This is a genomic window from Roseibium sp. LAB1 (assembly GCF_054658235.1).
Genome location: NZ_BAAGIB010000001.1, coordinates 1,927,602 through 1,952,348, shown reverse-complemented (window position 1 = coordinate 1,952,348; position 24,747 = coordinate 1,927,602). Strand labels below are relative to the sequence as shown.

General features: G+C 59.0%; 21 protein-coding genes. 16 read left to right on the top strand and 5 right to left on the bottom strand.

What is annotated here, in order from left to right; genetic code table 11:
- Nucleotides 1-192 precede the first annotated feature (192 nt).
- From fliI to ACYQ54_RS09110, 3 genes are all read left to right on the top strand, one after another.
- Nucleotides 193-1,518: a flagellar protein export ATPase FliI gene (fliI, locus tag ACYQ54_RS09120; protein WP_460081287.1), complete on the top strand. Its 1,326-nt coding sequence runs from the start codon at nt 193-195 to the stop codon at nt 1,516-1,518.
- 28 nt (nt 1,519-1,546) lie between these two features.
- Nucleotides 1,547-1,954 carry a flagellar export protein FliJ gene (gene fliJ, locus ACYQ54_RS09115; RefSeq protein WP_460081286.1) on the top strand — a complete coding sequence of 136 codons (408 nt, stop codon included), beginning with the start codon at nt 1,547-1,549 and terminating at the stop codon, nt 1,952-1,954.
- Between the two features lie 210 nt (nt 1,955-2,164).
- Complete coding sequence (locus ACYQ54_RS09110) at nt 2,165-2,599, top strand: paraquat-inducible protein A (protein ID WP_460081284.1); 435 nt, start codon at nt 2,165-2,167, stop codon at nt 2,597-2,599.
- A 58-nt stretch (nt 2,600-2,657) separates the two neighbouring features.
- Here the strand turns inward: ACYQ54_RS09110 and ACYQ54_RS09105 are convergent, their stop codons facing one another.
- On the bottom strand, nt 2,658-3,773 hold the full coding sequence (locus ACYQ54_RS09105; protein ID WP_460081282.1) for a DUF2336 domain-containing protein: 1,116 nt from the start codon (nt 3,771-3,773) through the stop codon (nt 2,658-2,660).
- A 296-nt stretch (nt 3,774-4,069) separates the two neighbouring features.
- On the opposite strand from ACYQ54_RS09105, the gene ACYQ54_RS09100 reads away from it, so the two are divergent.
- The 11 genes from ACYQ54_RS09100 to arsB all read left to right on the top strand — a co-directional run bounded on the left by ACYQ54_RS09100 (nt 4,070) and on the right by arsB (nt 17,354).
- Complete coding sequence (locus ACYQ54_RS09100; RefSeq protein WP_460081281.1) at nt 4,070-6,373, top strand: mechanosensitive ion channel domain-containing protein; 2,304 nt, start codon at nt 4,070-4,072, stop codon at nt 6,371-6,373.
- Between the two features lie 172 nt (nt 6,374-6,545).
- Entirely contained in the window at nt 6,546-8,066 is a 1,521-nt protein-coding gene (gene glpD, locus ACYQ54_RS09095; RefSeq protein ID WP_460081279.1) for a glycerol-3-phosphate dehydrogenase, read from the top strand.
- A 76-nt stretch (nt 8,067-8,142) separates the two neighbouring features.
- Nucleotides 8,143-9,636, top strand: a complete 1,494-nt coding sequence (gene glpK / locus ACYQ54_RS09090; protein WP_460081278.1) for a glycerol kinase GlpK — start codon at nt 8,143-8,145, stop codon at nt 9,634-9,636.
- Nucleotides 9,637-9,932: 296 nt separating this feature from the next.
- Nucleotides 9,933-11,537: an ABC transporter substrate-binding protein gene (locus ACYQ54_RS09085; RefSeq protein ID WP_460081277.1), complete on the top strand. Its 1,605-nt coding sequence runs from the start codon at nt 9,933-9,935 to the stop codon at nt 11,535-11,537.
- Between the two features lie 118 nt (nt 11,538-11,655).
- Nucleotides 11,656-12,663, top strand: a complete 1,008-nt coding sequence (locus ACYQ54_RS09080) for an ABC transporter permease subunit (RefSeq protein WP_460081276.1) — start codon at nt 11,656-11,658, stop codon at nt 12,661-12,663.
- A gap of 16 nt (nt 12,664-12,679) precedes the next feature.
- Nucleotides 12,680-13,609: an ABC transporter permease subunit gene (locus tag ACYQ54_RS09075; RefSeq protein ID WP_460081275.1), complete on the top strand. Its 930-nt coding sequence runs from the start codon at nt 12,680-12,682 to the stop codon at nt 13,607-13,609.
- A 3-nt stretch (nt 13,610-13,612) separates the two neighbouring features.
- Nucleotides 13,613-14,449, top strand: a complete 837-nt coding sequence (locus tag ACYQ54_RS09070) for an ABC transporter ATP-binding protein (protein ID WP_460081274.1) — start codon at nt 13,613-13,615, stop codon at nt 14,447-14,449.
- A gap of 1 nt (nt 14,450) precedes the next feature.
- A complete protein-coding gene (locus ACYQ54_RS09065; protein WP_460081273.1) occupies nt 14,451-15,281 on the top strand; it encodes a dipeptide ABC transporter ATP-binding protein in 831 nt (276 codons plus the stop codon).
- A gap of 85 nt (nt 15,282-15,366) precedes the next feature.
- A complete protein-coding gene (locus ACYQ54_RS09060; RefSeq protein WP_460081270.1) occupies nt 15,367-15,681 on the top strand; it encodes a hypothetical protein in 315 nt (104 codons plus the stop codon).
- 112 nt (nt 15,682-15,793) lie between these two features.
- A complete protein-coding gene (locus tag ACYQ54_RS09055; protein WP_460081269.1) occupies nt 15,794-16,147 on the top strand; it encodes an ArsR/SmtB family transcription factor in 354 nt (117 codons plus the stop codon).
- Between the two features lie 160 nt (nt 16,148-16,307).
- On the top strand, nt 16,308-17,354 hold the full coding sequence (arsB, locus tag ACYQ54_RS09050) for an ACR3 family arsenite efflux transporter (protein ID WP_460081267.1): 1,047 nt from the start codon (nt 16,308-16,310) through the stop codon (nt 17,352-17,354).
- Here arsB and ACYQ54_RS09045 read toward each other — a convergent pair.
- A complete protein-coding gene (locus tag ACYQ54_RS09045) occupies nt 17,351-17,998 on the bottom strand; it encodes a GntR family transcriptional regulator (RefSeq protein ID WP_460081265.1) in 648 nt (215 codons plus the stop codon). The two genes, arsB and ACYQ54_RS09045, sit on opposite strands and share 4 nt — an antisense overlap.
- A 193-nt stretch (nt 17,999-18,191) precedes the next feature.
- Between ACYQ54_RS09045 and ACYQ54_RS09040 the strand changes: the two genes are divergently transcribed.
- A complete protein-coding gene (locus tag ACYQ54_RS09040) occupies nt 18,192-19,433 on the top strand; it encodes an NAD(P)/FAD-dependent oxidoreductase (protein WP_460081263.1) in 1,242 nt (413 codons plus the stop codon).
- Between the two features lie 60 nt (nt 19,434-19,493).
- On the opposite strand, the gene ACYQ54_RS09035 is transcribed toward ACYQ54_RS09040, so the two are convergent.
- Both ACYQ54_RS09035 and ACYQ54_RS09030 read right to left on the bottom strand, forming a co-directional pair.
- Nucleotides 19,494-19,919, bottom strand: a complete 426-nt coding sequence (locus ACYQ54_RS09035; RefSeq protein WP_460081261.1) for a GNAT family N-acetyltransferase — start codon at nt 19,917-19,919, stop codon at nt 19,494-19,496.
- Nucleotides 19,920-20,146: 227 nt separating this feature from the next.
- Nucleotides 20,147-20,833 carry a DUF2270 domain-containing protein gene (locus ACYQ54_RS09030; protein ID WP_460081259.1) on the bottom strand — a complete coding sequence of 229 codons (687 nt, stop codon included), beginning with the start codon at nt 20,831-20,833 and terminating at the stop codon, nt 20,147-20,149.
- 387 nt (nt 20,834-21,220) lie between these two features.
- Between ACYQ54_RS09030 and ACYQ54_RS09025 the strand changes: the two genes are divergently transcribed.
- The gene (locus ACYQ54_RS09025) at nt 21,221-22,159 is read left to right on the top strand and encodes an MliC family protein (RefSeq protein WP_460081258.1); all 939 of its coding nucleotides are present in this window, start codon (nt 21,221-21,223) and stop codon (nt 22,157-22,159) included.
- Between the two features lie 44 nt (nt 22,160-22,203).
- Here the strand turns inward: ACYQ54_RS09025 and ACYQ54_RS09020 are convergent, their stop codons facing one another.
- Nucleotides 22,204-24,684 (bottom strand): Tex family protein, encoded by a 2,481-nt coding sequence (locus tag ACYQ54_RS09020; protein ID WP_460081257.1) that lies wholly within the window; start codon nt 24,682-24,684, stop codon nt 22,204-22,206.
- Between the last annotated feature and the right edge of the window lie 63 nt (nt 24,685-24,747).

Below are 24,747 nucleotides of genomic sequence, written 5' to 3'. Positions count from 1 at the left end.
GAAAAAATCCAGATTCACAAATCTTAATGTTGAACTTTAAGAACCGGCGCTAACCGATTCCGTTCAGATTCCTTTCAACAAAGCCGTTTTGACTTCGAAATGGCTCTCGCTTGTCAGCCTTCCAAAGGTTAAGATTAACCAGAGTCGTAAACGATCGGTTACCAAAACCGTTAACGAGGAAAGGAATCTTCCGTGAAGGCGCTTTTCGCCGAGATTGATTCGCTCATGCCGACCGAAATTTATGGCCGGGTGACTGCGGTTCAGGGACTTCTCGTCGAGATTGCGGGGCCTATCCATGAAATGAGTGTCGGTTCGAGATTGTTGATCGACAATGGTGAGGATAACCCCAAAGTACCCGCGGAAGTGGTCGGATTTCGCGAAGGACACGCACTTTGCATGCCGTTTTCGGGACTGGAAGGCGTGCGAATGGGCTGTAAAGCGGTGATTCAGTCCCGCGACAGCGTCGTTCATCCGGCAAATGCCTGGCTTGGCCGAGTCATTAACGCACTTGGTGAACCGATTGATGGTAAAGGAGGTCTTGTTCATGGCGGAGTGCCTCGCAAATTGCGAAGTTCACCGCCTCCGGCGTCAGAACGTAAACGCGTTGGGCCGCCGCTTGATCTCGGTGTTCGCGCACTTAACACATTCGTAACCTGTTGCGAGGGGCAGCGAATGGGCATTTTTGCCGGCTCGGGTGTCGGCAAGTCTGTTCTCATGTCCATGCTGGCGCGCAATACCAAATGCGATGTCGCAGTGATCGGTCTGATCGGGGAACGCGGCCGCGAGGTTCAGGAGTTCATTGAGGACGACCTGGGTGATTCGGGCCTGGAGCGGTCCGTGGTCGTGGTGGCGACCTCCGACGAAAGCGTTCTGATGCGCCGGCAGGCTGCCTATCTGACCATGACGGTCGCCGAACATTTTCGCGACGAAGGCAAGAATGTGCTGTGCATGATGGATTCGGTCACACGTTTCGCCATGGCGCAGCGGGAGATCGGTCTGTCGATCGGCGAACCGCCCACGTCCAAGGGCTATACGCCGACCGTGTTCACCGAACTGCCGCGTCTTCTGGAGCGGGCCGGCCCTGGCAAGGAGGGCAGCGGCTCGATCACGGGACTGTTCACCGTGCTGGTGGAAGGCGACAATCATAACGAGCCGGTGGCCGACGCGGTCCGCGGTATTCTCGACGGTCACGTGGTCATGGAGCGCGGTATTGCCGAACGCGGCCGCTACCCGGCGATCAACGTGCTGAAATCCGTCTCGCGGACCATGCCGCGCTGCGTTCCGCCGGAACAGCTTCCGGTTCTGCGCCGGGCGCGCCAGCTGCTGTCGACCTATACTGACATGGAAGAATTGATCCGGCTGGGCGCATACCGGAAGGGATCGGATCCAACCGTGGATGAAGCCATCTACAGGTTCGATATGATCGACGAGTTTCTCAATCAGGGAAAAGACGAAGCGACATCACTTTCTGACGGGTATGAGCAACTTGCCAACCTTTTGGAAATGACTCAGGGGTAGACTGCCCGTGTTAGGGGAGTATTGAGTAATGAAAACCCGAGACAGTTTGATCCGTTTGAAGCGGTTTCAGGTTGATGAAAAGCGGCGACAGCTTGCTCAGATCGAGAGCATGATCGCCGAATTCAACCGCATGGCCGATGAACTCGATGACCAGATCCGGTCTGAACAGGAACGGGTTGGCATCACGGATGTCACACATTTTGCCTATCCGACGTTCGCCAAGGCCGCGGCAGACCGGCGCGACAACCTGCGCAATTCCGCGCATGAACTGGACGACCAGCTGCAGCGTGCCCGGGACGAGCTCAGCGAGGCTATTGAAGAGCTGAAGAAGTTCGAGCAGCTGGAAGAACGTGACCAACAGCGTGAACGCACCGCCCAGGAAATGGCGGAACAGGATCAGCTCGACGAAGTGGCAGCCCGCGCGCGGGGCCGATAACGGCTTTCTGAACTTCCCTAGAAATGGCCGGTCTCCAACAGGGGGCTGGCAGGGTTAGACGCATGTTCTTATATTCCTGATCGTTGCTTGCGGCGGTCAGGTTTTGTGCTTTCCGGTCCGGGTGATATGAGGAGATGGCAACCCGTCAGGCTTTCGCCAAGCGCAGGTGCCGGTGCAAATTTACGCGATAGCCAGGGTACGGCAGGTTCGATGCGATTATTTCTGGCTTTCCTGCTTCCCGTTTCCACATTTTCGTTTGCTCTCGGTCTGACACAGCCGCTCATGCGGTTCGAGCGTCTGTATTTTCTGGAAGACCGTCCGACACTGATCGAAATGGTGACGAGCCTCTATCACGAGGGCGACGCCGTTCTTGCGGCGATCGTGGCTCTGTTTTCGATCGGATTTCCCGCACTGAAGATCCTGCTGATCCATGTGGCGGTGCTCAGCGGCGCCAAGACGCGTTCGCTGGCGCTGCTGTCGATGGTGAGCAAGTGGTCTATGCTGGATGTCATGCTGGTGGCGCTGGTGCTGTTTGCCGCAAAGACCAGCGGGCTGGCCGCCGCCGCCATCTTGCCGGGGCTGTGGTTCTATGCGGCCGCGACCTTGTCGACGGCGGTCGCCGCGACACTTTGCTCCAGAAACTGAGTTTCTTGCCAGCGACAAAAAGATTTCCGCACGGTGGCGTCAGTCTTCCGGGGTGTCGCTACATCGCGGCGACACGTGCCGGCCTCTCAGCTGCGATCCTTGTTTTTTTTTCCCGCCGGTTTGCCTGAAAGTCACCGCAACGCGACTGTTTGCTCTGCGCCGTGCTGTCGAGATATTTCTTGTAGATCGCGGTCCATTCGGAGCCCTGCGTCGCCGGGAGCTTAAGGTGATCACAGCGAACTTTTGCGAACAGGGCGAAGGTGGGGGTGTCCAGCCCGGCCTTTGCGGCGGTCCTCAGAACCAGATCCTGCTTGCCGTTGAAGACTGCATCCTTGAGGGACTTCTGTGCCGTGCGTCCGCGAGCGCTGAGCAGCTCGATCGCATGATTGAAGCGGCCGTCCTGCAGCAACAGGATCATCAGTTCGTTGACGGTAATGTCTGCGCGCTCGGCTTCCCGCCACAAGAGGGCCACGTCAGGGTTGTTCAGCGCATCGCCGAATTCACGACGCAGCACCTTGAGCCGTGCGATCTGGTCCAATTGTTCCTGCGACAGGGACCCCTCGATGATGCTGCGCAGACGCTTCTTGGTTTCATCGTCCACAAGCGGCAGCAAGGCCCGGCAAACCGCGGGCGAAAGATCGGAGCGCAGGCAAAGGTCCTCACGCAGGACCACGTCTTCCGTGGCGTATTTGACGAAATTCAGCATCGTCTCGCGTGACAGCTTGATCTCGCGATTGCCTGCCAGGATGCGGTGCACCGGACGATCGCCTTTTTCGGCGATGGCATCGGAGACTTCCGGTGAAAGGTCGGTGCGGCGGGCAATCACCTGCAAGTGCGCGTTGCTCAGGCGTTCGACGAAGTCGATGAGATCTTCCTGTGTCAATGCCGGACTTTGGGCCAGCAGGGGCATGGCCACGTTGACGTCGTCTTCGGCGATCTTGCGGGCCAGTTCAGGTGGCGTGTTGACCTGTGAGGCCAGCTTGTGTGCCAGCCGGGCCCGATCCCTGGCGGTGCCGACGCCATAAAGCTTGATGATCACTTCCGCGAAGATGGCGAGTTCACGGTCGGTCCGTTGATCGAGGTTCGAAATGACGAGTTCGCTCACCTGCGCGAACAGCCGTCGGCGCGCCTCCTCAGTGCCTTCCAGGGCAAGTTTGATCAAGGACCTGGGCATTCTTTCTCCTCGTCGGGTCAGATTGGCGCCCATATTGTTATTATTACGTTACCCGATAGAAGCAGGTGGCTATATTACCTTGGGGAAATGTGAAATGTTTTTCTGAATTTCCATGAATCCTTGTTTCTGCTGAGCCCGGAGCACCGGTTACTGTGCAGGAATCTTGCAATTCATAATAGTACCTAAAAAATGTCAGATGACGGCAGACTGAGCCTTTTCATCGGGTCCCGTTCCTCCATATTGTCCCTGCCATGGCCGGACGCCAACCGGCTCCTTTGAATTGACAAGAGTTTGAAATGACGAATTTGCGCTGCTGCCTGTTTGCCCTGATGACACTCATCCTTGCCGGCCTGGCGCCGGTTCTGGCTCAGGAAACCGGGGGGCAGACCTCCGCGCAGGAGCAGGCGCCTCCGGCTGATGTCGAACAGGCGAGCCAGGCTCTGATCAAGGTCCTGAACGATCCTGACAGCCGGGCCGCACTGATCGAGCTTTTGCAAAAAAGCTCTGCCAACACCCAGCAGGCCGACGGGGACAGACAAGTTCCCGGAAAGGAGGAGGCCGTTCGGGTGGAAGGCGTTTCCCGGCCCCTGCAACAGGAAAACTTTGCTCTCAGGATCGGCGAATACACGCGCAAGCTTGTGGATGATGCAGGCTACCTCATGGAGCAGGCGATGCGCTCGCTCAACGGGCTGGTGCTCGTCGCGCGCGGTGATATACCGATCAAATGGGATCGGGCCAAGGATATCGCGATCCAGGTCGTCATCGTGCTGCTGGCTGCCTACGCGGGATTTCTTGCCAGCCAGCTGATCGCAAAGCGGCTCTATCCCCGAATTTCGGTTTATGCGCGCTATGGCGGTGGGCTGACCCGCAGCTTCGTACTTGTGCTGACTTCGGTTGTCGATGCGATCACCGTCGGGATCGGCTGGGCGGTCGGCAACGCGGCGGCTCTGGCGAGCTTTGGGGGTGTCAATGCGGGTGTGACGCTGCAGGAAAGCCTGGCGCTGAATGCCTTTTTCTTTCTCGGCATGGCCAATGTGTCGCTGCGCTTCATCTTTGCGCCTGGGCGGCCGGAGCTGCGTCTTCTGCCGTTCACCGACGAGAGCTCGCTCTACTGGTACGGCCGCTTGCGGCTGTTCATGTACTGGATGATCTACGGTTTGTTTCTGGCGGTGCCGATCGCCAATGTTGCCGTCTCCTTCGTTCTGGGCAACGCCCTGCGGTTCATCGTGGTGCTTCTGGGCATGGTCTATCTGCTGGTTCTGGTGCACCAGAACAGGCAGCGCGTGAACGCGGGTGCCAAAGATTACGCCGAACACCTGCAGAGCGCGCTTGGCAAGCGTGCCCTCATTCTGGTCGGCCAGCTCTGGCATCTGGCTGCCTTTGGATACGTCGCGGCGGTCTTTATCATCTGGGTCACACGGCCGTTTGACGCGACGACCATCATCTTGCGGGCGACGGGACTGTCGATCCTGACCATCATGGCGGGTATGGCCATTTCGCTGGTCGTCACCAAGGCCATCAAGGGCGGGATCCGCCTGCCGGACGACCTGAACCGGACCCTTCCGGCGCTTCAGAACCGGCTGAACGCTTTCGTGCCGCGTCTTTTGAAGTTCATCCGGTTCGCCGTGTTCCTGGCAACCGTGCTGCTGCTTCTGGAAATCTGGGGCGTATTGACGGTTGCCGAGTGGCTGGCAAGCGAAGCCGGGGTGCAGCTTCTCAGCAGCTATGGATCCGCCATTCTGGTGCTGCTTGTCGCCTTCGTCATCTGGCTTGCCGTCATGTCCTGGGTGGATCTCAGGCTGCAATCGCGCTCCGGCTACATCGTGACCGCCCGCGAGCGCACGCTGTTTCAGTTGTTCCGGAACGCGTCGACAGTCGTCATCGTCGTGATGGCGCTGCTGTTGTCCCTGTCCGAAGTCGGTATCGATATCGGCCCGCTGATCGCCGGTGCCGGTGTTGTCGGTCTGGCGATTTCCTTCGGGGCGCAGACCCTGGTCAAGGACATCATCACCGGTGCCTTCATCCAGATCGAGAACGCCATCAACGAAGGCGATGTTGTCACCGTTGCCGGCGTGACGGGGACGGTCGAGGGGATCACCGTTCGGTCCGTGCGCATGCGCGACATCGATGGGACCACCCATATCATTCCGTTCTCTTCGGTCGACATGGTGTCCAACTTCATGCGTGGCTTCTCCTATCATGTCGCGCTGATCGGCGTTGCCTACGACACGAACATCACCCACGCCAAGGATGCCATGCTGGAAGCCTTCCGCAGGCTGAAGGAGACGGATTTCGGACCCAAGATCATCGGCGACTTCGAAATGCACGGCGTCACCAATTTCGGTGCCAGTTCCATCGATATCCGCGGCCGCATCAAGACCGTGCCGGGGGACCAGTGGGGTGTCGGGCGTGCATATAACGAATTCGTCAAACAGGTCTTCGACGAGCGAAATATCGAAATTCCGTTCCCGCAGGTCACCTACCATTCCGCTACGCCTCCCTTCGTGGAAGACGCAAACAAACCGAAACAGCGCAAGAAAGTTGACGTTTCAGCGGGCCAGCTTGAGGACGATGCACCTGCGGAGGATGGAGAACACTAAAAACATCAATGCGTTGTGCATTTTTAGATGACGTTTGCACCCTGGCGGAAGCGCAAGCCTTCTGCCGGGGTGTTTCGTCTTCGAGTGCGAAATTGTTGATTGAATTTCGAGATGTTTCGTTTTATTTTCATTTTCAATCCTGAGACGCAAAAACACAGGCCGGGGACAGGTTATGGCTGCGGATTACGATCTTTTGATCATCGGTGGGGGCATCAACGGAACGGGCATCGCCCGAGACGCGGTCGGCCGGGGAGCTTCGGTTCTTCTGGTTGAGATGGGTGACCTTGCCGGCGCCACTTCGTCGGCCTCGACCAAACTCATCCACGGCGGGCTTCGCTATCTGGAATATTACGAGTTCGGACTTGTGCGCAAAGCGCTGAAAGAGCGTGAAGTGCTGTGGTGCGCCGCGCCCCACATCGCCTGGCCGCTGAGGTTTATCCTGCCGCACCACAAGGACCTGCGTCCGGCATGGCTGCTGCGGATCGGCCTGTTCCTCTACGACCATCTCGGCGGGCGCGAGCTGCTGCCGGCCACCAGGACCGTTCGCCTGGATCAGGCGCCGTTCTCGCAAGGGCTCAAGAAGCTCTTCAAGAAGGGGTTCGAATATTCGGACTGCTGGGTCGACGATGCACGTCTGGTGGTGCTGAATGCACGCGATGCGGCCGATCGCGGGGCCGACATTCTGACCCGCACAAAATGCATCAGCGCGCGGCGAGACGGGGATGTCTGGCGGGTCGTTCTGAAGGATCAGCAAAGCGGCGAGGAAAAGACCGTAACCGCCAATGTGCTGGTCAATGCGGCGGGCCCCTGGGTTGCCGAGATGCTGAGCGGCGTCGCCGGGGCGAACAACAGTTCCAGCGTCCGGCTGGTCAAGGGCAGCCACATCATCGTCAAGCGCCAGTTCGAGCACGACCGCTGCTTCATCTTCCAGAACGGCGATGGCCGGATCGTGTTTGCGATCCCTTACGAAAACGACTTCACGCTGATCGGCACGACCGATGTCGATTTCCAGGATGACCTGAGCAAGGTCGAGATTTCGAAAGACGAGATCTCATATCTGTGCAAGGCCGCCAGCGAATACCTGGAAAATGCGATCACGCCGGAAGATGTGGTTCATACCTATTCCGGCGTTCGCCCGCTCTATGACGATGGCGCAAAGGATGCCAAGGCGGCGACGCGCGACTATGTGCTGGAACTGGATGTGGGCGATGCCAAGCCGGCGGTCCTGTCCGTGTTTGGCGGCAAGATCACGACCTATCGCAAGCTGGCCGAGCAAGTTCTGGAAAAGCTGGAGCCGTATCTGCCTTTCAAGCGCGGCGTGTGGACAGCCTATGCTCCGCTGCCGGGCGGCGATTTCAAGGTGAGCGAGTTCGATGCGGAAGTTGCGCGACTTCAGGGCGAATATCCGTTTCTGGACAAGGTATTCGCCACGCGCCTGACCCGTCACTACGGCACGGATGCCCGCTTTATCCTTGGAGAGGCGAAGACCGTGGAGGATCTCGGCCGCTGCTTTGGCTACAACCTCTATGAAGCGGAGGTGAAGTGGCTGGTGCGCCGAGAATGGGCGCGCAGGGCTCAGGACATCCTGTGGCGGCGTACGAAACTGGGGCTGCGGCTGAGCCGGGAGGAAACCGCTGAGCTGGAAACCTATCTGTCGGCTTATCTTGCAGATCAGGCCGGCGCTGCGGCATAGTTTCATCAAAGGGAACCAGATGATCTGCCGGCCTTGCCGGCAGTTTTCATGACAAGAAGAAAACGGGAGGTGCGCCATGGCCGGATGTGTTTTGGCAATAGACCAGGGCACGACGTCGAGCCGGGCAATTGTCTTCGGCGACGATTTCAATCCAATCAGCGTGGGCCAGCAGGAATTTCCGCAACATTTCCCGAAATCGGGATGGGTGGAACATTCGCCGGCCGACATCTGGACGAGCACGCTGCGCGTGTGCCGTGAAGCGCTGGAAAAGGCACCGTCCGGCGGCGCCGACGTTGCCGCGATCGGCATTACCAACCAGCGGGAAACCACACTCGTCTGGGACCGGTCAACAGGTGAACCTGTCTACAACGCCATTGTCTGGCAGGATCGTCGCACCGCGGATTTCTGCGCCAAATTACGCGCTGAAGGCCGGGAAGAGACTTTTTCGGCCAAGACCGGCCTGCTGCTCGATCCCTATTTTTCCGGAACCAAGATCGCCTGGATCCTCGACAATGTCGAAGGCGTGCGCGAGCGCGCTGAGCGCGGAGACCTTGCCTTCGGCACAGTTGATACCTGGCTGATCTGGCAGTTGACGGGCGGCAAGGTGCATGCAACCGATGCCACCAACGCTTCGCGGACGCTGATTTACAACATTCATGAAAACACCTGGGACGAGGAACTGTGCAAGCTCCTCAATATCCCGCAAAGCCTGCTGCCCGAGGTCAAGGACAGTGCCGATGATTTCGGCAATACTGATCCGGAGCTCCTTGGCCGGACCATTCCGATCCTGGGCGTCGCCGGAGACCAGCAGGCCGCAACAGTCGGTCAGGCCTGTTTCAAGCCGGGCATGGTCAAGTCCACCTACGGCACTGGTTGTTTTGCGCTGATGAACACCGGGCCCAAACCGGTCCGGTCCAACAACCGCATGCTGACGACCATCGCCTACAGGCTGAATGGCGAGACCACCTATGCGCTCGAGGGATCGATTTTCGTTGCTGGCGCCGCTGTCCAGTGGCTGCGCGACGGTCTGGGCCTCATCGAGAATGCAGGCGACACGCAATCTCTTGCCGAGCAGGCCGATCCGAACCAGGACGTCTATCTGGTTCCGGCCTTCGTCGGGCTTGGGGCGCCCTATTGGGATGCGGATGCCCGCGGTGCACTGTTCGGCCTGTCGCGCAACACGGGGCCGAAGGAAATCGCCCGCGCGGTGCTGCAAAGCGTCGGCTACCAGACGAGCGATCTTATCGAAGCCATGCGGGCGGACTGGCCGGAAGCTGAACAGCCGGTTCTTCGCGTGGACGGGGGCATGACGGCTTCCGACTGGACCATGCAATTCCTGGCCGACATTCTGGGGGCGCCGGTCGATCGGCCGACTGTTCCGGAAACAACCGCCCTCGGGGCGGCGTGGCTTGCCGGATCGAAGGCCGGTATCTGGCCGGGAACCGAAGCTTTTTCCGCGGAATGGAAACTGGAAAAGCGGTTTGAACCGCGGTTACAGGAAAGTGAGCGGGCCCGATTGCTGGCCGGGTGGCAAGACGCCGTCAAACGAACACGTTCCACGCAGGATTGAAAATAGCAGAGGCTCCCGTTAAAGCGGGAGCCTTTTGTTTTCAGATGTTTAGACAAAGCTTGAAAATGCTTCCGTAGCGGTATTAGTTTCTCGTGAGTGCCCGTTGCCGCATCAAAAATTTACGGCAGCAACTCTTACCTAGCAAAAAAATTTCAAAAACATCGTCAAATTAGAAATATGTTGGCAGTTGATTTTCTGCCAAAAAAACGCCTTAGTTTGCGCTGGCTTGGGCTTAACTCCTTTGCGCGATTCAACGATGCAAGGCCCTTGCTCTTCATCAAGGGGAGAACAGTTTGATGAATTTCCAAAAAACCTTGAAGGCATCCCTTCTTGGCGTAAGCCTTGCTGTGATTGCAGCAACCGGCGCTTCTGCAAAAAACCTGGTTTATTGCTCTGAAGGTTCGCCTGAAGGCTTCGATGCTGCACTTTACACCGCTGGCACCACGTTCGACGCTTCTTCCAAGCCGATCTACAACCGGCTTGTCGAGTTCAAGCGCGGCACCACTGAAGTGCTTCCGGGCCTGGCTGAAAGCTGGGAAGTTTCCGAAGACGGTCAGGAATACACCTTCAAGCTGCGTCAGGGTGTGAAGTTCCACACCACCAGCTTCTTCACGCCGACCCGTGACTTCAATGCCGACGACGTGATCTTCACCTTCGAGCGTCAGCTGAAGAAGGATCATCCGTGGCACGAATACACCGCCGGCACCGCGTGGGAATATTTCGACGGCATGTCCATGCCGGACCTGATCAAGGAAATCGTCAGAGTTGACGACTACACGGTCAAGTTCGTGCTGAACCGTCCGGAAGCTCCGATGATCGCCAACCTGGCGATGGACTTCGCTTCCGTCGTGTCTGCTGAATACGCAGCACAGCTTGAAGCGGCCGGTTCCAAGGAACAGCTGAACCAGCAGCCGGTCGGCACCGGGCCGTTCTCCTTCGTGGGTTACCAGAAGGACGCCGTGATCCGCTATGCAGCAAACCCGGACTACTGGGGTGGCAAGCAGCCGGTCGACAACCTGATCTTCGCCATCACTCCGGATGCAGCCGTGCGTCTTCAGAAGCTGAAGGCCGGTGAATGTCACGTCATGCCGTACCCGGCACCGGCCGACATCGCCGACATCAAGGCTGACGGCAACCTGACCCTGATGGAACAGCAGGGCCTGAACGTCGGTTACCTTGCTTACAACACCAAGCAGGCACCGTTCGACAAGCCGGAAGTCCGCAAGGCGCTGAACCACGCGATCAACAAGCAGGCGATCCTCGATGCAGTTTTCCAGGGCTCCGGCCAGGCTGCAAAGAACCCGATCCCGCCGACCATGTGGTCCTACAACGACGCCGTTGAAGACGACGACTACAACCCGGAACTGGCCAAGGAAATGCTGGCAGCAGCCGGTGTCTCCGATCTTTCCATGAAGATCTGGGCAATGCCGGTACAGCGCCCGTACAACCCGAACGCTCGTCGTATGGCTGAAGTCATGCAGGCCGATTTCGCGAATGTCGGCGTGAACGTCGAGATCGTTTCCTACGAATGGGGTGAATACCTGTCCCGTTCCAAGGACGAGAACCGTGACGGTGCCGTGCTTCTCGGCTGGACCGGTGACAACGGCGATCCGGACAACTTCCTGGCCGTTCTGCTTGGCTGTGACGGTGTCGGCGGCTCCAACCGTGCCCAGTGGTGCAACGAAGAGTTCGACGCGCTGATCAAGAAGGCAAAGACCGTGACCAGCAAGGAAGAGCGCACCAAGCTCTACGAAGAGGCACAGGTCGTCTTCAAGGAGCAGGCTCCGTGGGCAACCATCGCGCACTCCGTGGTCTTCATGCCGATGTCCTCCAAGGTCACCGGCTACGTCATGGACCCGCTCGGTGGCCATTGGTTTGACGGCGTGGACATTGCGGAGTAAATCCGCCTAAATCGAAGGAGGCGCTGGCAGCAATGCCGGCGCCTTCGAACATTCTGGCCGGCGGATGCTTTCCTGACATCAGGTCGTTTCCGCTGGCTCTTCGTATCTGGAACCTGACATGCTTCGCTTTCTTCTAGGCCGGCTCGGTCTGTTGATACCGACATTCTTCGGCGTCACCCTCGTCGCCTTCTCGTTTATCCGCATGCTGCCCGGCGACCCCGCCGAACTGCTCGCCGGCGAGCGCGGTATATCTGATGAGCGGAGGGCTCAGGTCCTTGGCCAGCTTGGCTTCGACAAACCGCTCTGGCATCAGTATCTCGATTACATAACCGGCATCTTCCACGGGGATCTGGGTATCTCCTTCGTGTCGAAGAAACCTGTGCTCGATGAATTCCTGACGCTGTTTCCGGCAACCGCCGAACTGGCTCTCTGCGCTATCATCATCGCCATCTGCCTAGGCATTCCCGCCGGCATATTCGCGGCCGTGAAGCGCGGATCGATTGCCGATCAGGCGATCATGGGAACGGCGCTGGTCGGCTATTCGATGCCGATCTTCTGGTGGGGCCTGCTACTGATCATCCTGTTTTCGGGAACTCTCGGCTGGACACCGGTCTCCGGACGCATCTCGCTGATGTTCTTCTTCCCGCAGGTTACCGGCTTCATGCTGATCGACAGTCTGCTGTCCGGCGAGAAGGGGGCGTTCCTTTCCGCCGTCCGGCACCTGATCCTGCCTTCCATCGTGCTGGCGACCATCCCGATGGCCGTGATCGCGCGCCAGACCCGCTCTGCAATGCTTGAGGTTCTCGGTGAGGACTATGTGCGTACGGCCCGGGCAAAAGGCCTGCCGCCGCGTGCGGTGATTGGTCTTCATGCGCTGCGCAACGCGCTCATTCCGGTGGTGACCACCATCGGTCTGCAGGTTGGGGTGCTTCTCGCAGGCGCGATTCTGACAGAGACCATCTTCTCCTGGCCGGGCATCGGCAAGTGGCTCGTCGACAGCATTTCGCGCCGTGACTACTTCGTGGTCCAGGGCGGTCTGCTGCTGATCGCAGGCATCATCATGATGGTCAATCTGATCGTGGACGTGCTTTACGGCCTGATCAATCCGCGTATTCGCTATAACTGAGCCGGGGACACGGAAAATGACAAATACCTCGCCGGCTGCGAAAGCCGATCAGACCAAGCTCCAGGCCGAAAGCCGCAACGCCACCAAGGCGCAGCTGGTTGAATTCTGGTACTACTTCTCGCAAAACAAGGGCGCCGTCATCGGCCTCGTCGTTTTCGCTCTGCTGGTCCTCATGGCCGTCTTTGCGCCGTTGATCGCGCCGCACAGCCCCGATTTCCAGTATCGTGACAGTTTCCTCGTTCCTCCGGTCTGGGAGGAGGGCGGCAAGGCCGCGTTCCTGCTGGGCACGGATGCCGTCGGCCGCGATATCCTGACGCGCCTGATCTACGGCGCACGGTTCTCGCTGTTCATCGGCGTGGTCGTGGTCACCATTGCCCTCGTCGGCGGGGTCGTGATCGGCCTTGTTGCCGGTTACATGCGAGGCATGACCGACACGCTGATCATGCGTGTGATGGACATCATTCTGGCATTTCCCTCACTGCTTCTGGCGCTGGTGCTCGTTGCCATCCTGGGTCCGGGGCTGATCAACGCAATGATCGCGATCGCCATCGTGCTGCAGCCGCATTTCGTCCGCTTGACCCGTGCGGCCGTTCTGTCCGAACGCACGCGGGACTACGTTGTCGCTGCGAAGGTCGCAGGGGCCGGGCACATGCGGCTGATGTTCAAGACGATCCTGCCGAACTGCCTGGCACCGCTGATCGTTCAGGCAACCCTGTCCTTTTCCAACGCGATCCTGGATGCGGCCGCCCTCGGCTTTCTGGGCATGGGCGCACAGCCGCCAACTCCGGAATGGGGCACCATGCTGGCCGAAGCGCGCGAGTTCATCCTGCGGGCCTGGTGGGTTGTCACCTTCCCGGGCCTGGCGATCCTCATCACCGTTCTTGCCATCAACCTGGTCGGCGACGGCCTGCGTGATGCGCTCGACCCGAAGCTGAAGAGGAGCTAAGCGATGCCGCTTCTTGAAATCAGAAACCTGAAGGTCGAATTCGACACGGCCAAGGGTCCGTTCAAGGCACTCGACGGCGTCGACTACACAGTCGATGCAGGCGAGGTTCTTGCCATCGTCGGGGAATCGGGTTCCGGCAAGTCCGTTGCCATGCTGGCGACGATGGGCCTGTTGCCGAACACGGCAACGATCACCGCCGACAAGATGGAATTCGAAGGTCTCGATCTGCGTACCCTGTCGTCGAAGGATCGGCGCCGGGTGATCGGCAAGGACATTTCGATGATCTTTCAGGAACCGATCGCCAGCCTCAATCCGTGTTTCACGGTTGGGTTCCAGCTTGGCGAAACGCTGAAGACCCACATGGGTCTGAAGGGCCGGCAGGCCCGGGACCGGGTGGTCGAGATCCTGACCTCAGTCGGTATTCCGAACCCTGCCGAGCGCCTGTCCGCCTTTCCGCACCAGATGTCCGGCGGCCAGTGCCAGCGCGTGATGATCGCCATGGCGATTGCCTGCGCACCGAAGCTTCTGATTGCCGATGAACCGACAACCGCGCTGGACGTGACGATCCAGAAGCAGATCCTGGACCTGCTGGTCCAGCTGCAGCAGGACAGCGGCATGGGCCTGATCATGATCACTCACGACATGGGTGTGGTGGCCGAAACCGCCGATCGGGTCATCGTGCAGTACAAGGGCCGCAAGATGGAGGAAGCCGACGTGCTGTCCCTCTTCGAGAACCCCAAGAACGCCTACACCAGGGCGCTGCTTTCGGCCTTGCCGGAAAATGCCACAGGCAAGCGTTTGCCGACGGTGAGCGATTTCGCCGAAGCGGGAGGTTTCTGAGATGGCTGACGATGTGATCCTCAAGGTCCGCGACCTTTACCGGACCTATGACATCAAGGGCGGCATGTTCAAGAAGGCGTCGACCCTGACGGCCGTCAAGGGCGTTAACCTGGACGTGGAACGCGGGAGCACTCTTGCGGTGGTCGGCGAAAGCGGCTGCGGCAAGTCGACCCTTGCCCGCATGCTGACGATGATCGATGCCCAGAGCTCCGGCCTTATCGAAATCGACGGCCTGCCGATCGATATCTCGAAGACAGGTATTTCGCGGGAAATGCGCCAGAAGGTGCAGATCGTGTTCCAGAACCCCTACGGTTCCTTGAACCCGCGCCAGAAGATCGGCCACGTGCTGGAAGAGCCGCTTCTGCTGAACACCGACATGCCGTCGGCAGAGCGCCGCGACCTGGCCCTGCAGATGCTGGAGAAGGTTGGGCTGCAGCCAGAGCATTACGGCCGTTATCCGCACATGTTCTCCGGTGGCCAGCGCCAGCGCATCGCGATTGCCCGGGCGATCATGATGAAGCCGAAGCTGCTCGTCCTCGATGAACCTGTGTCGGCGCTGGACCTGTCGGTCCAGGCGCAGATCCTGAACCTGCTTGCCGATCTTCAGGAAGAGATGGGCCTCACCTATGTGTTCATTTCCCATGATCTGTCGGTGGTACGTTACATCGCCGACAAGGTGATGGTGATGTATTTCGGTGAAGTGGTGGAATACGGCACGCGGGACGAGGTTTTCGAAAACCCGCAGCACGACTACACCAAAACGCTGTTCGCCGCGACGCCGCGGGCAGATGTGGAAAGCATCCGGAAACGTCTGGCAGCCAAAGCCGCCTGAACCGGCACAAGATTACAGACCGTAGTCGCGAATAACAGAACCTTGCCCAAACCGGGCAGGGTTCTTTTCGTTAGAGGAAACTGACTTGAATTCCTATTTCATCATCATATTGGCAATTGTTTTGGCCGTTGTTTTCTGTGCCGTTTTTCTGGGCTTGAGTTACCTCAACGCATCGATCCTGTTTGGCGTTGTTGCCGTGGTGCTCTCACCGGTAGCCATTCATCGAATACCGCAATCAAATCTCGCGACAGGGGCGCTTGTCGGCCTGGCGATTTTCGCGTCCTACCCACTCAAGAAATTCTTCCATCTCGACTCGCTCATGCTGAGCATCATTGTCACCTTGGCGTGTTTTGGTGTGCTCTGGGTGATTGGTTTTGGTTGGAAACGGAGTTGGAAGTAACTTCCATTTTGTCCGGCGGATCGTTCTTTCGGTTTCCGGGGAGTTACTCAGCCAAACCACAAAGTTGGCAATTTGCACTTGTGTATTTCGTTATTTCGAGTATTCTCGAAATATGGAAAAAGAAGATGCCTTGAACGCATTGGCAGCACTCGGTCAGGAAACCCGCCTCGACGTCTTTCGCCTGCTGGTGAAGGCCGGAAAAGAAGGCATGACCGCCGGTGCCGTTTCAGATGCACTCGGTGTGCGTCCGAATACCCTGTCGACCCACCTGGGCGCTTTGTCCCGTTCCGGCCTTGTGCATGCCGAACGGGACGGGCGCTCGATTTGTTATCGCGCAAGCCTGGAGACGATGCAGGGCCTCGTGACCTACCTCTTGCAGGACTGTTGCGGCGGCAATCCGGAGCTCTGCGCGCCGATCGCTTCCCTGGTGACCGGTGGTGGTTCCAGTCGTGGCGGGACATGCTGACACTCAGGAAGCTGGCAGGGTCTGGTTATGCGAAGGGCCATTTCGTCTGCCGGATCAGGTCGGTGTGCCCGGTTGTGAGCGAAGCCATGTTGCAGCCCCTTGCTCAGACCCTTGAGGATGCCTCCGGTTTGCTGAAAAGCCGAATTGAGAAAGAGTTGTTATGACACAGGAAAACTCACCCCTGGGGCTCTTCGAGCGGTTCTTGTCGCTCTGGGTCGCATTGTGCATTGCCGCCGGTGTTGGGCTTGGCGCTCTCTTTCCCGGGGTTTTTGAGGCGATCGCATCGCTGGAATATGCCAGCGTCAATCTGGTCGTTGCCGTGCTCATCTGGGTGATGATCTATCCGATGATGGTCAACGTCGATTTCGCCTCGCTGAAAGATGTCGGCCGCAAGCCGAAGGGTCTCTGCATCACGATCGTTGTCAACTGGCTCATCAAGCCCTTCACAATGGCGGCTCTCGGAATCCTGTTTTTCGAGCATTTGTTCGCCGGACTGGTCGATCCGCAGACCGCGAAGGAATATATCGCCGGCATGATCCTGCTTGGCGTTGCGCCGTGCACGGCCATGGTCTTCGTCTGGAGCCAGCTGGTGCGTGGCGATGCCAACTACACGCTTGTGCAGGTCTCCATCAACGACATCATCATGGTGTTCGCCTTCGCGCCCATTGCGGCGCTGCTGCTCGGCGTGACCGACATTGTCGTGCCGTGGCAGACCCTGCTTCTATCCGTAATCCTCTATGTGATCATTCCGCTGGTGGCCGGGTATTTCACCCGTAAGGCGCTGGACGGATCGGGCAATGACGAGCGCATTGCCGAGTTTACGGCGAAGGTCAAACCGTTCTCCGTCATGGGTTTGCTGGCGACGGTTGTCCTGTTGTTCGGATTTCAGGCACAGACCATTCTGGAAAAGCCGCTGGTGATCGTGTTGATTGCCGTGCCTCTGCTGATCCAGAGCTATGGCATATTCCTGGTGGCCTATGCCTGGGGCTATCTGTGGCGCGTCCCCTTTACCACCGCCGCACCGGCTGCACTCATCGGGACGTCCAACTTCTTCGAGCTTGCGGTTGCCGTTGCCATCAGCCTGTTCGGGCTGAACTCCGGTGCAGCACTTGCGACCGTTGTTGGTGTGCTTGTGGAAGTGCCGGTGATGTTGTCGCTGGTCGCCTTTGCAAACAGGACGCGGTCCCACTTCCCGGTGGCTGCCTAACCGGAGCCGCTGACCAGCGTGGTTGCCTGGCGGCGCAGGTATAACATCAGGTTTTCCGCGTGATCCATCGCGGCGGCCTCGTCTCCGGCGGCAATGGCGCGCATGACTTCCATGTGGCTCCAGGCTGCCGGTGTGAGGTCTTCCTCACCGAAATGGCGGTACCAGAACCGGCGGCACTGCGTCTGCAACGGCGCAAGGGCCTTTGCGGCAAACGGGTTGCACGCGGCCGACGCAACGACCTCGTCAAATGCCTTGTCCAGGCGTAGGTAGTCAACCACGTCCGGCTTTGCAGCCGCCTCGCGCATGTCGATCGCGATCGCTTCCAGAGTTCGCCTTTCGTCCTTGCTGGCAAGCCGGGCAGCAAGTCCGGCTACAAGGCGTTCAAGAGCGTGTCGGGCTTCCAGGACTTTCAGAAAATCAGACGGGTTCATGTCGGCGACGACAATGCCCAGGCGCGGCCGGATGTTGAGAAGCCCCTCCCAGGACAGCCGCTGAATGGCTTCCCGTATGGGTGTGCGGCCCAGGCCGAGTTTCTGGGTGAGGGCGACTTCCGTCACTGTTCCACCGGGCTTCAGCTTCAGGGTCACGATCTCTTCTTCCAACAGGCGGTAGGCCTGCGCGGATCGGCTGGAAACTCCGGACATGGAAATCGGAACCCTTTATATGTTTTAGCTATATCAGTGATATATCATGAAATGAAACAGTAGACGAGCCTCGCAGGTTCTGGCAGGACGGTGGTCCTGACATCAGGCAAGAGGCTTGGGTCGATCGTGCATGTGAATGCTTTAAGGCATGGCAGCACGGATGTCCGGCAACGCAAGAGAGAAGACACGGCGAATGAGCAAGGGACATGTCCATGTAATTGGTGCAGGGATCGTCGGTCTTGCAACGGCTGCTGCCCTTGTGCAGCGTGGCTATGGCGTTACGGTGCTGGACCGCGAGGGCCCGGCCGCTGGTGCCAGCCAGGGCAACGCGGCCGCCATCGCCTGGACGGATGTCGCTCCGATGGCGTCTCCCGGCCTCTGGAAACAGGCCATCAAATGGATGCTCGACCCTCTGGGGCCCTTGTCGGTGCGACCGGCCTATGCGATCAAGATCCTGCCCTGGATGCTACGGTTCATGGCCGCCTCCAACCCCGCAAAGGTGGCGCAAAGTACAAAGGCGCTGGCGGACCTGAACGGGGGAGCGCTTCCTGCCTGGGAGGCCTTATGGCGGGCGACGGGAACTCACAACCAGGTGCGACGGGATGGTTGTCTGGAACTGTTCGACACCGAGCAGTCGCTTGAAGCTTCGCGGGCAGGCTGGGCGGAGCAGCGCGACTACGGCATCACGGTGGAGGAGCTGGATGCGGCGACAATCCGCGACCTGGAGCCGGATCTGTCGGCCCGTGTCGTTGGCGGGGCGCTCGTGCCGGATTGGGTCCAGGTCGATGAGCCCAAGGTCCTGTGCCTTTCGGTTGCCGAGTGGCTTGCCTCCCAGGGTGTCACATTCGAGGTTGGTGACGTCAGCCGCCTGGAGCCCAATGACGATGGTTGCGACGTCGTTCTGAAAGATGGCCGGAAGATCGGGGCCGAGCGGCTGGTGATAGCCTGCGGCGCGTGGTCGAAGGCCCTTGCCGTGCATTTGGGGGATCGGGTCCCTCTGGATACGGAGCGCGGGTACAACATCACCATTCCGGAGCCCGGCGTTACCGTCAACCGCATGATCATGCTGTCTGGCCACGGCTTTGTGCTGTCTCGATTGTCCAGCGGTTTGCGGGTGGGTGGTGCTGTGGAATTCGGCGGTCTGGATCTGCCGCCGAACTGGCGCCGGGTGGATGCCATGCTGGCCAAGGCCAAGCTGTTCTTCCCGGACCTCAAGTCTGAGGGCGGCAAACGCTGGATGGGATTTCGTCCGTCCATTCCGGACAGCCTGCCGGTAATCTCGCCGGCAACACGGCATAGCCGTGTCTTCTATGCCTTCGGCCATGCCCATCACGGTCTGACCCAGTCTGCCGTCACCGGAGAGATGATCGCGGATATGATTGATGAGGTGCGGCCGGGTATCGATCCGGCTCCCTTTGCGGCAAGCCGGTTCTGAGGCACGCGGGTCTGGTTTTCGAGGCGCAGTAGCGGCGGCCCGAAGGCCGCCGCTGTCGTATCAGGGCCTCATGGCCATTTTCACGCTGATCTGCTGAGCCAACTCGTGGAAGTATTCTTCGGTCGGCACGAAGCCGTAAGCGTCGTAAAAACGCCGCCCGCGGGCGTTTTCCTTGAAGACCTCCACGGTGAGCGGGCCTTTCTGTTTCACGGCGTGATCCACGAGGGCTCTTCCAAGACCCAGTCCGTGAAATTGCGGGTCCACAAACAAGCCGCCTATGTGGTTGTCCAGCAGCGAGATGAAGCCGACGGCAATGCCCTTGACCTCCGTGACATGGGTTTCCGCCTTCGGCAGATAGACGTCCCGGATAAGAGTGGCTGCCATGTCGTGAAAGTCGTCGCTCAGAAACGGATGTGCAAATTCGCTGGCCTTGCGCCAGATATGGATAATCCGGTCAGCGTCCTGGCTGACATAGGGTCTGATCATTTTGGATGATATTGTCCTGCTCCGATCATGGAGTCATGACCGGGTATTGTCTCTTGTGATGTTCAGCAAACGCTTCCGGGAACGGCCGGGGAGCGGGTTTGCAGATGGGCACCGATGGGTGCCCGAGAGGTCAGGACATAAAATCTCCGATTTCAATTGGGTGTCCCATATCACACCCCGAATGAGGAGGAAAAGAGAGGTGGTCTCCGAAACTGACCTGTTCCGGTTCAGATCGCCTGCATCGGCGATTGGCGTTTTTCCCGATAGAGTTTGTCCAGCCGCAAGGTCACCAAGGCAAACACAACCCAGCTTGTGTGAAAAACAAGACCGGCAAGGATGACGGTCCATCCGGGGATCGGCCCTATGGCGGCACGTTGAAACGCATCGGCAAGGCTGGTCAGCGGAACAGGATGAATGGCCAGTTTGCCATAGTAGGCGACAGCCTGGATCGCCAGGATCCAGGAATAGTTGCTGCGCAGCCGGCGGCCTGCCGCCCTCACGAGTGAGATGTGATAGTGCGGCATCTCGTAGTCGTCAGCGAGCATCGTTGCCCAGCTTCCCTGCATCGGAACTTTTCGTCCAGCCAGGATGGGCGCGTAAAAGTCTGTTTCCATCAGCCGTGCCCGGGCCCGGAACATGTTGTAGTAGCGATAGCGCCGGGCTTCGAAGATCAGGAAAACCGTCACCAGCAGGCCAACCAGCACCATGGGCAGAGGTGAGGCGTCCTTGTTGGAGAATGTCGCCGACAGCGCGATGCCTGTGGTAACGACGGCCCAGTTGGTGGTGTTGTCGAGGCGGCTGCGCCAATGGGTGCTGCGAAACACCTCGGCGCGGTAGAGATGGGCAAGCGCAGTGAGCGTGCCGGACTCCATGTCCTGCTTCGGCCAGTCCTGTTCCTGATTATTCTGCGGCATATGCCGTTCCTCGACACCCGGCTTCTACTGACAAGACTAATGCAGTTGGCCCGTATTGCCAGAGGGGCAAAATTGACCAGGTCAAAGCCGGAGCCGGAACTCGCGATTTTCTGGTTTTGATTTCGATGCCTGCTGGCAAACGCGGACAGTTCAGGAATTTGGATGACACAACGCCTGCGGTTCTCCTCCCGGGCGTAGGAGCTGTCCTTTATCCGGCGGCCCGGTTCGACATGTCGCCCTGGATGTCAGAAATGGCGCTGCGCAAACAGTTACCAAACGTGGTTTCATTTCATGTTCGTATGACCTAACGTTAGTTAGTGAATTCAGAAATTCTCGCCGATTATTCCGCGTTTCGACTTAAGCACCTTCAATAGAACAGGTTATTTGATGAACAGGTTTTCATTCTGTCTTGTGCTGGCAATCATTTTTCTGCCGGCAAATTTCGCTTTCGCCTCACCGGATGTCGATTTTCCGCAGAATGGGGCCTCCTATGGAGGCAAGGTTCGCAGTGGTCCAGGTATTCAGTACGGGCAGAGCGGTAGCCTCTTTCAGGGGGATCCCATTTTGATCCTGTCCGGAACCGGGGTCATGATGAATGGATACGAATGGTTCCAGATCAGGTACCGGAACGGGCAGACAGGCTATCACTGGGGTGGGTTGTTCTGTTCCGAGCGCCCCTATCCCGGGATTTATGAGGTCTGCGGCGTTGGTTCTCTGGTCCAAAATCCCGTGCCGCAGCAACCTTCCGGTCAACCGTCAGCAGCTTCCGGCCTGAACGGCAGAAATGTTGGTGTCGTCCGGCATTCGGGTGGCTCATTCACACACGTTGGTAATGGCCAGTGGCAGGAGGCAGACGTCTACGGCACTGTGAATTTCTATTTTCAGGAATTCGGCCGGGATGACTGGTCGGTGTATCTTCATGATTCCTCACGAAATGTGACGCTGCAACTGGATCTGCATCGGCGCATGATCCTGTATGCGCAGGGGGATGCCCCACGGTCTGACCTTTACGCCATCACTGACGCCTTTCCGATGCGTGGCCAACAGCCGGTATCAGGCGGCAACGTGGCTCAGCCGGTTGCCGGAGACTCGGTCACTGTCCAATACACGTGTACCGAAGGATTGCCGATGACGGTCACCTATGTGAGAAGTGGCAACGGATACGTGACTTATACATTTGACGGTTCTCCACCGAGGCGATTGGAGCAGGTCGTCTCCGGGTCAGGGGCGCGTTACTCGGATGGAAGTTATACGATCCACAGCAAGGGGTCGGACCTTATCCATGAAGCGCCCTATGGAAGCGATACCTGCCGTCAGAACCAATAGTGAGCTGATCCAGCAGCGCACATAAACACCGCTGGATCAGGAGATTATTTCTTCTTGTTCATGGCTGCGGCGAGTGCCGCGGCCAGTGCGTTGTTGCCGCTGTCTCCGCCAGAGGATTTGGGCGCACCGCCGCCACGCGGTCCATTTCCGCGCGGACCGTTGCCGCCGCCAGGACCTTTTCCACCGGGGCCTCTACCGCCCGGTCCGCCTCGATGCTGTCCGCCACGATCCTGGCTGCCCCGGTCCTGGTTGCTCCGGTCCTGGCCACCGCGCTCGCGCTGGCCTTGATAATCGGCCTGGGACTTCATGGTCATGGAGATGCGCTTGCGCGGAACATCCACTTCCAGGATCGTCACCTTGACGATGTCACCGGCCTTGACGACCTTGTGGGGATCATCAACGAAACGGTCGGCCAATTGGGAGACATGCACCAGTCCGTCCTGATGGACCCCGACATCGACGAAGGCACCGAAGTTGGTAACATTGGTGACCGTGCCTTCCAGCTTCATGCCGGGTTTCAGGTCTGAAATCTCTTCCACGCCGTCCTGCAAGGTCGCTGTCTTGAATTCCGGACGCGGGTCACGGCCCGGCTTTTCCAGTTCCGACAGGATGTCCTTCACTGTCGGAAGGCCGAACTTCTCGTCGGTGAATTCGGACGGTTCGAGGCCTTTCAGAAGTGATGCATCGCCCATGATCTGACGCACGTCGCGGCCGCAGGCCTTCACGATCCGCTTTGCCAGCGGGTAGGCTTCCGGGTGCACGGAAGAGGCGTCCAGAGGCTCCTTGCCCTCGTTGATGCGCAGGAAGCCTGCGCAGAGCTCAAAGGCCTTGGCGCCGAGGCGCGGCACTTCTTTCAGCTGGGTGCGGCTGTCGAACCGGCCAATCGCTTCGCGGTGTTCGACCACGGCCTTTGCCAGACTGTCCGACAGGCCGGAAATACGCGACAGAAGAGCAGGAGAGGCGGTGTTGAGATCAACACCGACGGCATTCACTGCATCTTCGACCACCGCATCAAGCGCACGGGCAAGTTTGGTCTGGTTGACGTCGTGCTGATACTGGCCGACGCCGATGGATTTCGGTTCGATCTTCACCAGTTCGGCAAGCGGGTCCTGCAGACGGCGGGCGATGGAGGCAGCGCCGCGCAGGGAAACGTCGACGTCCGGCATTTCCTTTGCTGCCAGTTCCGAGGCCGAATAGACCGAGGCGCCGGCCTCGTTGACGATGACCTTGACCGGGCGCTGGGCGGCCGGAATGTCCGCCAGGACGTCACCGGCCAGCTTGTCGGTTTCACGGCTGGCCGTGCCATTGCCGATGGCAATCAGGCCGACCTTGTGTTTCGCGATCAAGGCGAGCAGGGCAGCGCGGGAGCCGGAGACATCATTGCGTGGCTGGAACGGGTAGATGGTGGCGGTGTCGACCAATTTGCCCGTCGCATCGACAACGGCAACCTTCACGCCGGTCCGGATGCCCGGATCGAGGCCGAGCGTCGTTCTGGAGCCCGCAGGTGCTGCCAGCAGCAGATCCTTCAGGTTGCGGGCAAACACCTGGATGGCCTCTTCTTCGGCCTTGTCGCGCAGGACACCCATCAGGTCGAGTTCCAGGTGCAGGGCGAGCTTGACCTTCCAGGCGAAGCGGGCAGCTTCCATCAGCCACTTGTCGGCGGGCCGGCCGCGGTCGGCAATGCCATAGGTGTCTGCAACCATCTTGACGGCTGGCAGGACAGGGGAGACGTCTTCTGCGTCGACAGTCAGATCGACCGACAGGATGCCCTCGTTGCGGCCGCGGAACAGCGCCAGGGCACGGTGGCTCGGGATCTTCGACCATTGTTCGGAATAGTCGAAATAGTCGGCGAATTTCGCACCCTTTTCGGCCATGCCGTCGATGAGTTTCGATTGAACGACTCCGCGTTCCTCGACATGACGACGCAAACGGCCGACCAGCTCGGCATTCTCGGCGAAACGTTCCATCAGGATCTGGCGTGCGCCATCGAGTGCGGCCTTGGTGTCGGCAATGCCCTTGGCATCGTCAACAAAGGAGGCTGCTTCGGCTTCCGGATCCCGGGACGGATCGTCCAGCAAGCTGTCCGCCAGCGGTTCCAGGCCAGCTTCGCGAGCAATCTGAGCCTTGGTGCGGCGCTTCTTCTTGAACGGCAGGTAGATGTCCTCAAGCTGGGACTTGGTATCGGCTGCCTGGATGCTGGTGACGAGATCGTCGGTGAGCTTGCCCTGCTCTTCAATGGACTTGGTGATGGCGACGCGACGATCTTCCATCTCGCGCAGATAGATCAGCCGCTCTTCCAGTTTGCGCAACTGTGTGTCGTCAAGCCCGCCGGTGGCTTCTTTCCGGTAACGGGCGATGAAAGGCACCGTCGAGCCTTCGTCCAGCAACTGGACGGCCGAATTCACCTGTCCGGCCTTGCAGCCGATCTCATCCGCGATCCGCTGGGCGATGCGCACGGCGGTCTGGCCGGACAGGGCTGCCTTGGGAGTGGACGAGGTCGGGTCGGTAATCGTTACGCTTGCCATTTACGAAAGGTACTTTCCGTCGAGAAAAATCTTAGCCGCAGACGATAAGCCCCCTCAATCGGG

Bases quoted from the DNA above. Each gene is read 5' to 3' on its own strand.
- fliJ (WP_460081286.1), top strand. From the start codon at position 1,547: ATGAAAACCCGAGACAGTTTGATCCGTTTGAAGCGGTTTCAGGTTGAT.
- ACYQ54_RS09110 (WP_460081284.1), top strand. From the start codon at position 2,165: ATGCGATTATTTCTGGCTTTCCTGCTTCCCGTTTCCACATTTTCGTTT.
- ACYQ54_RS09105 (WP_460081282.1), bottom strand. From the start codon at position 3,773: ATGCCCAGGTCCTTGATCAAACTTGCCCTGGAAGGCACTGAGGAGGCG.
- ACYQ54_RS09100 (WP_460081281.1), top strand. From the start codon at position 4,070: ATGACGAATTTGCGCTGCTGCCTGTTTGCCCTGATGACACTCATCCTT.
- glpD (WP_460081279.1), top strand. From the start codon at position 6,546: ATGGCTGCGGATTACGATCTTTTGATCATCGGTGGGGGCATCAACGGA.
- glpK (WP_460081278.1), top strand. From the start codon at position 8,143: ATGGCCGGATGTGTTTTGGCAATAGACCAGGGCACGACGTCGAGCCGG.
- ACYQ54_RS09085 (WP_460081277.1), top strand. From the start codon at position 9,933: ATGAATTTCCAAAAAACCTTGAAGGCATCCCTTCTTGGCGTAAGCCTT.
- ACYQ54_RS09080 (WP_460081276.1), top strand. From the start codon at position 11,656: ATGCTTCGCTTTCTTCTAGGCCGGCTCGGTCTGTTGATACCGACATTC.
- ACYQ54_RS09075 (WP_460081275.1), top strand. From the start codon at position 12,680: ATGACAAATACCTCGCCGGCTGCGAAAGCCGATCAGACCAAGCTCCAG.
- ACYQ54_RS09070 (WP_460081274.1), top strand. From the start codon at position 13,613: ATGCCGCTTCTTGAAATCAGAAACCTGAAGGTCGAATTCGACACGGCC.
- ACYQ54_RS09065 (WP_460081273.1), top strand. From the start codon at position 14,451: ATGGCTGACGATGTGATCCTCAAGGTCCGCGACCTTTACCGGACCTAT.
- ACYQ54_RS09055 (WP_460081269.1), top strand. From the start codon at position 15,794: ATGGAAAAAGAAGATGCCTTGAACGCATTGGCAGCACTCGGTCAGGAA.
- arsB (WP_460081267.1), top strand. From the start codon at position 16,308: ATGACACAGGAAAACTCACCCCTGGGGCTCTTCGAGCGGTTCTTGTCG.
- ACYQ54_RS09045 (WP_460081265.1), bottom strand. From the start codon at position 17,998: ATGTCCGGAGTTTCCAGCCGATCCGCGCAGGCCTACCGCCTGTTGGAA.
- ACYQ54_RS09040 (WP_460081263.1), top strand. From the start codon at position 18,192: ATGAGCAAGGGACATGTCCATGTAATTGGTGCAGGGATCGTCGGTCTT.
- ACYQ54_RS09035 (WP_460081261.1), bottom strand. From the start codon at position 19,919: ATGATCAGACCCTATGTCAGCCAGGACGCTGACCGGATTATCCATATC.
- ACYQ54_RS09030 (WP_460081259.1), bottom strand. From the start codon at position 20,833: ATGCCGCAGAATAATCAGGAACAGGACTGGCCGAAGCAGGACATGGAG.
- ACYQ54_RS09025 (WP_460081258.1), top strand. From the start codon at position 21,221: ATGAACAGGTTTTCATTCTGTCTTGTGCTGGCAATCATTTTTCTGCCG.
- ACYQ54_RS09020 (WP_460081257.1), bottom strand. From the start codon at position 24,684: ATGGCAAGCGTAACGATTACCGACCCGACCTCGTCCACTCCCAAGGCA.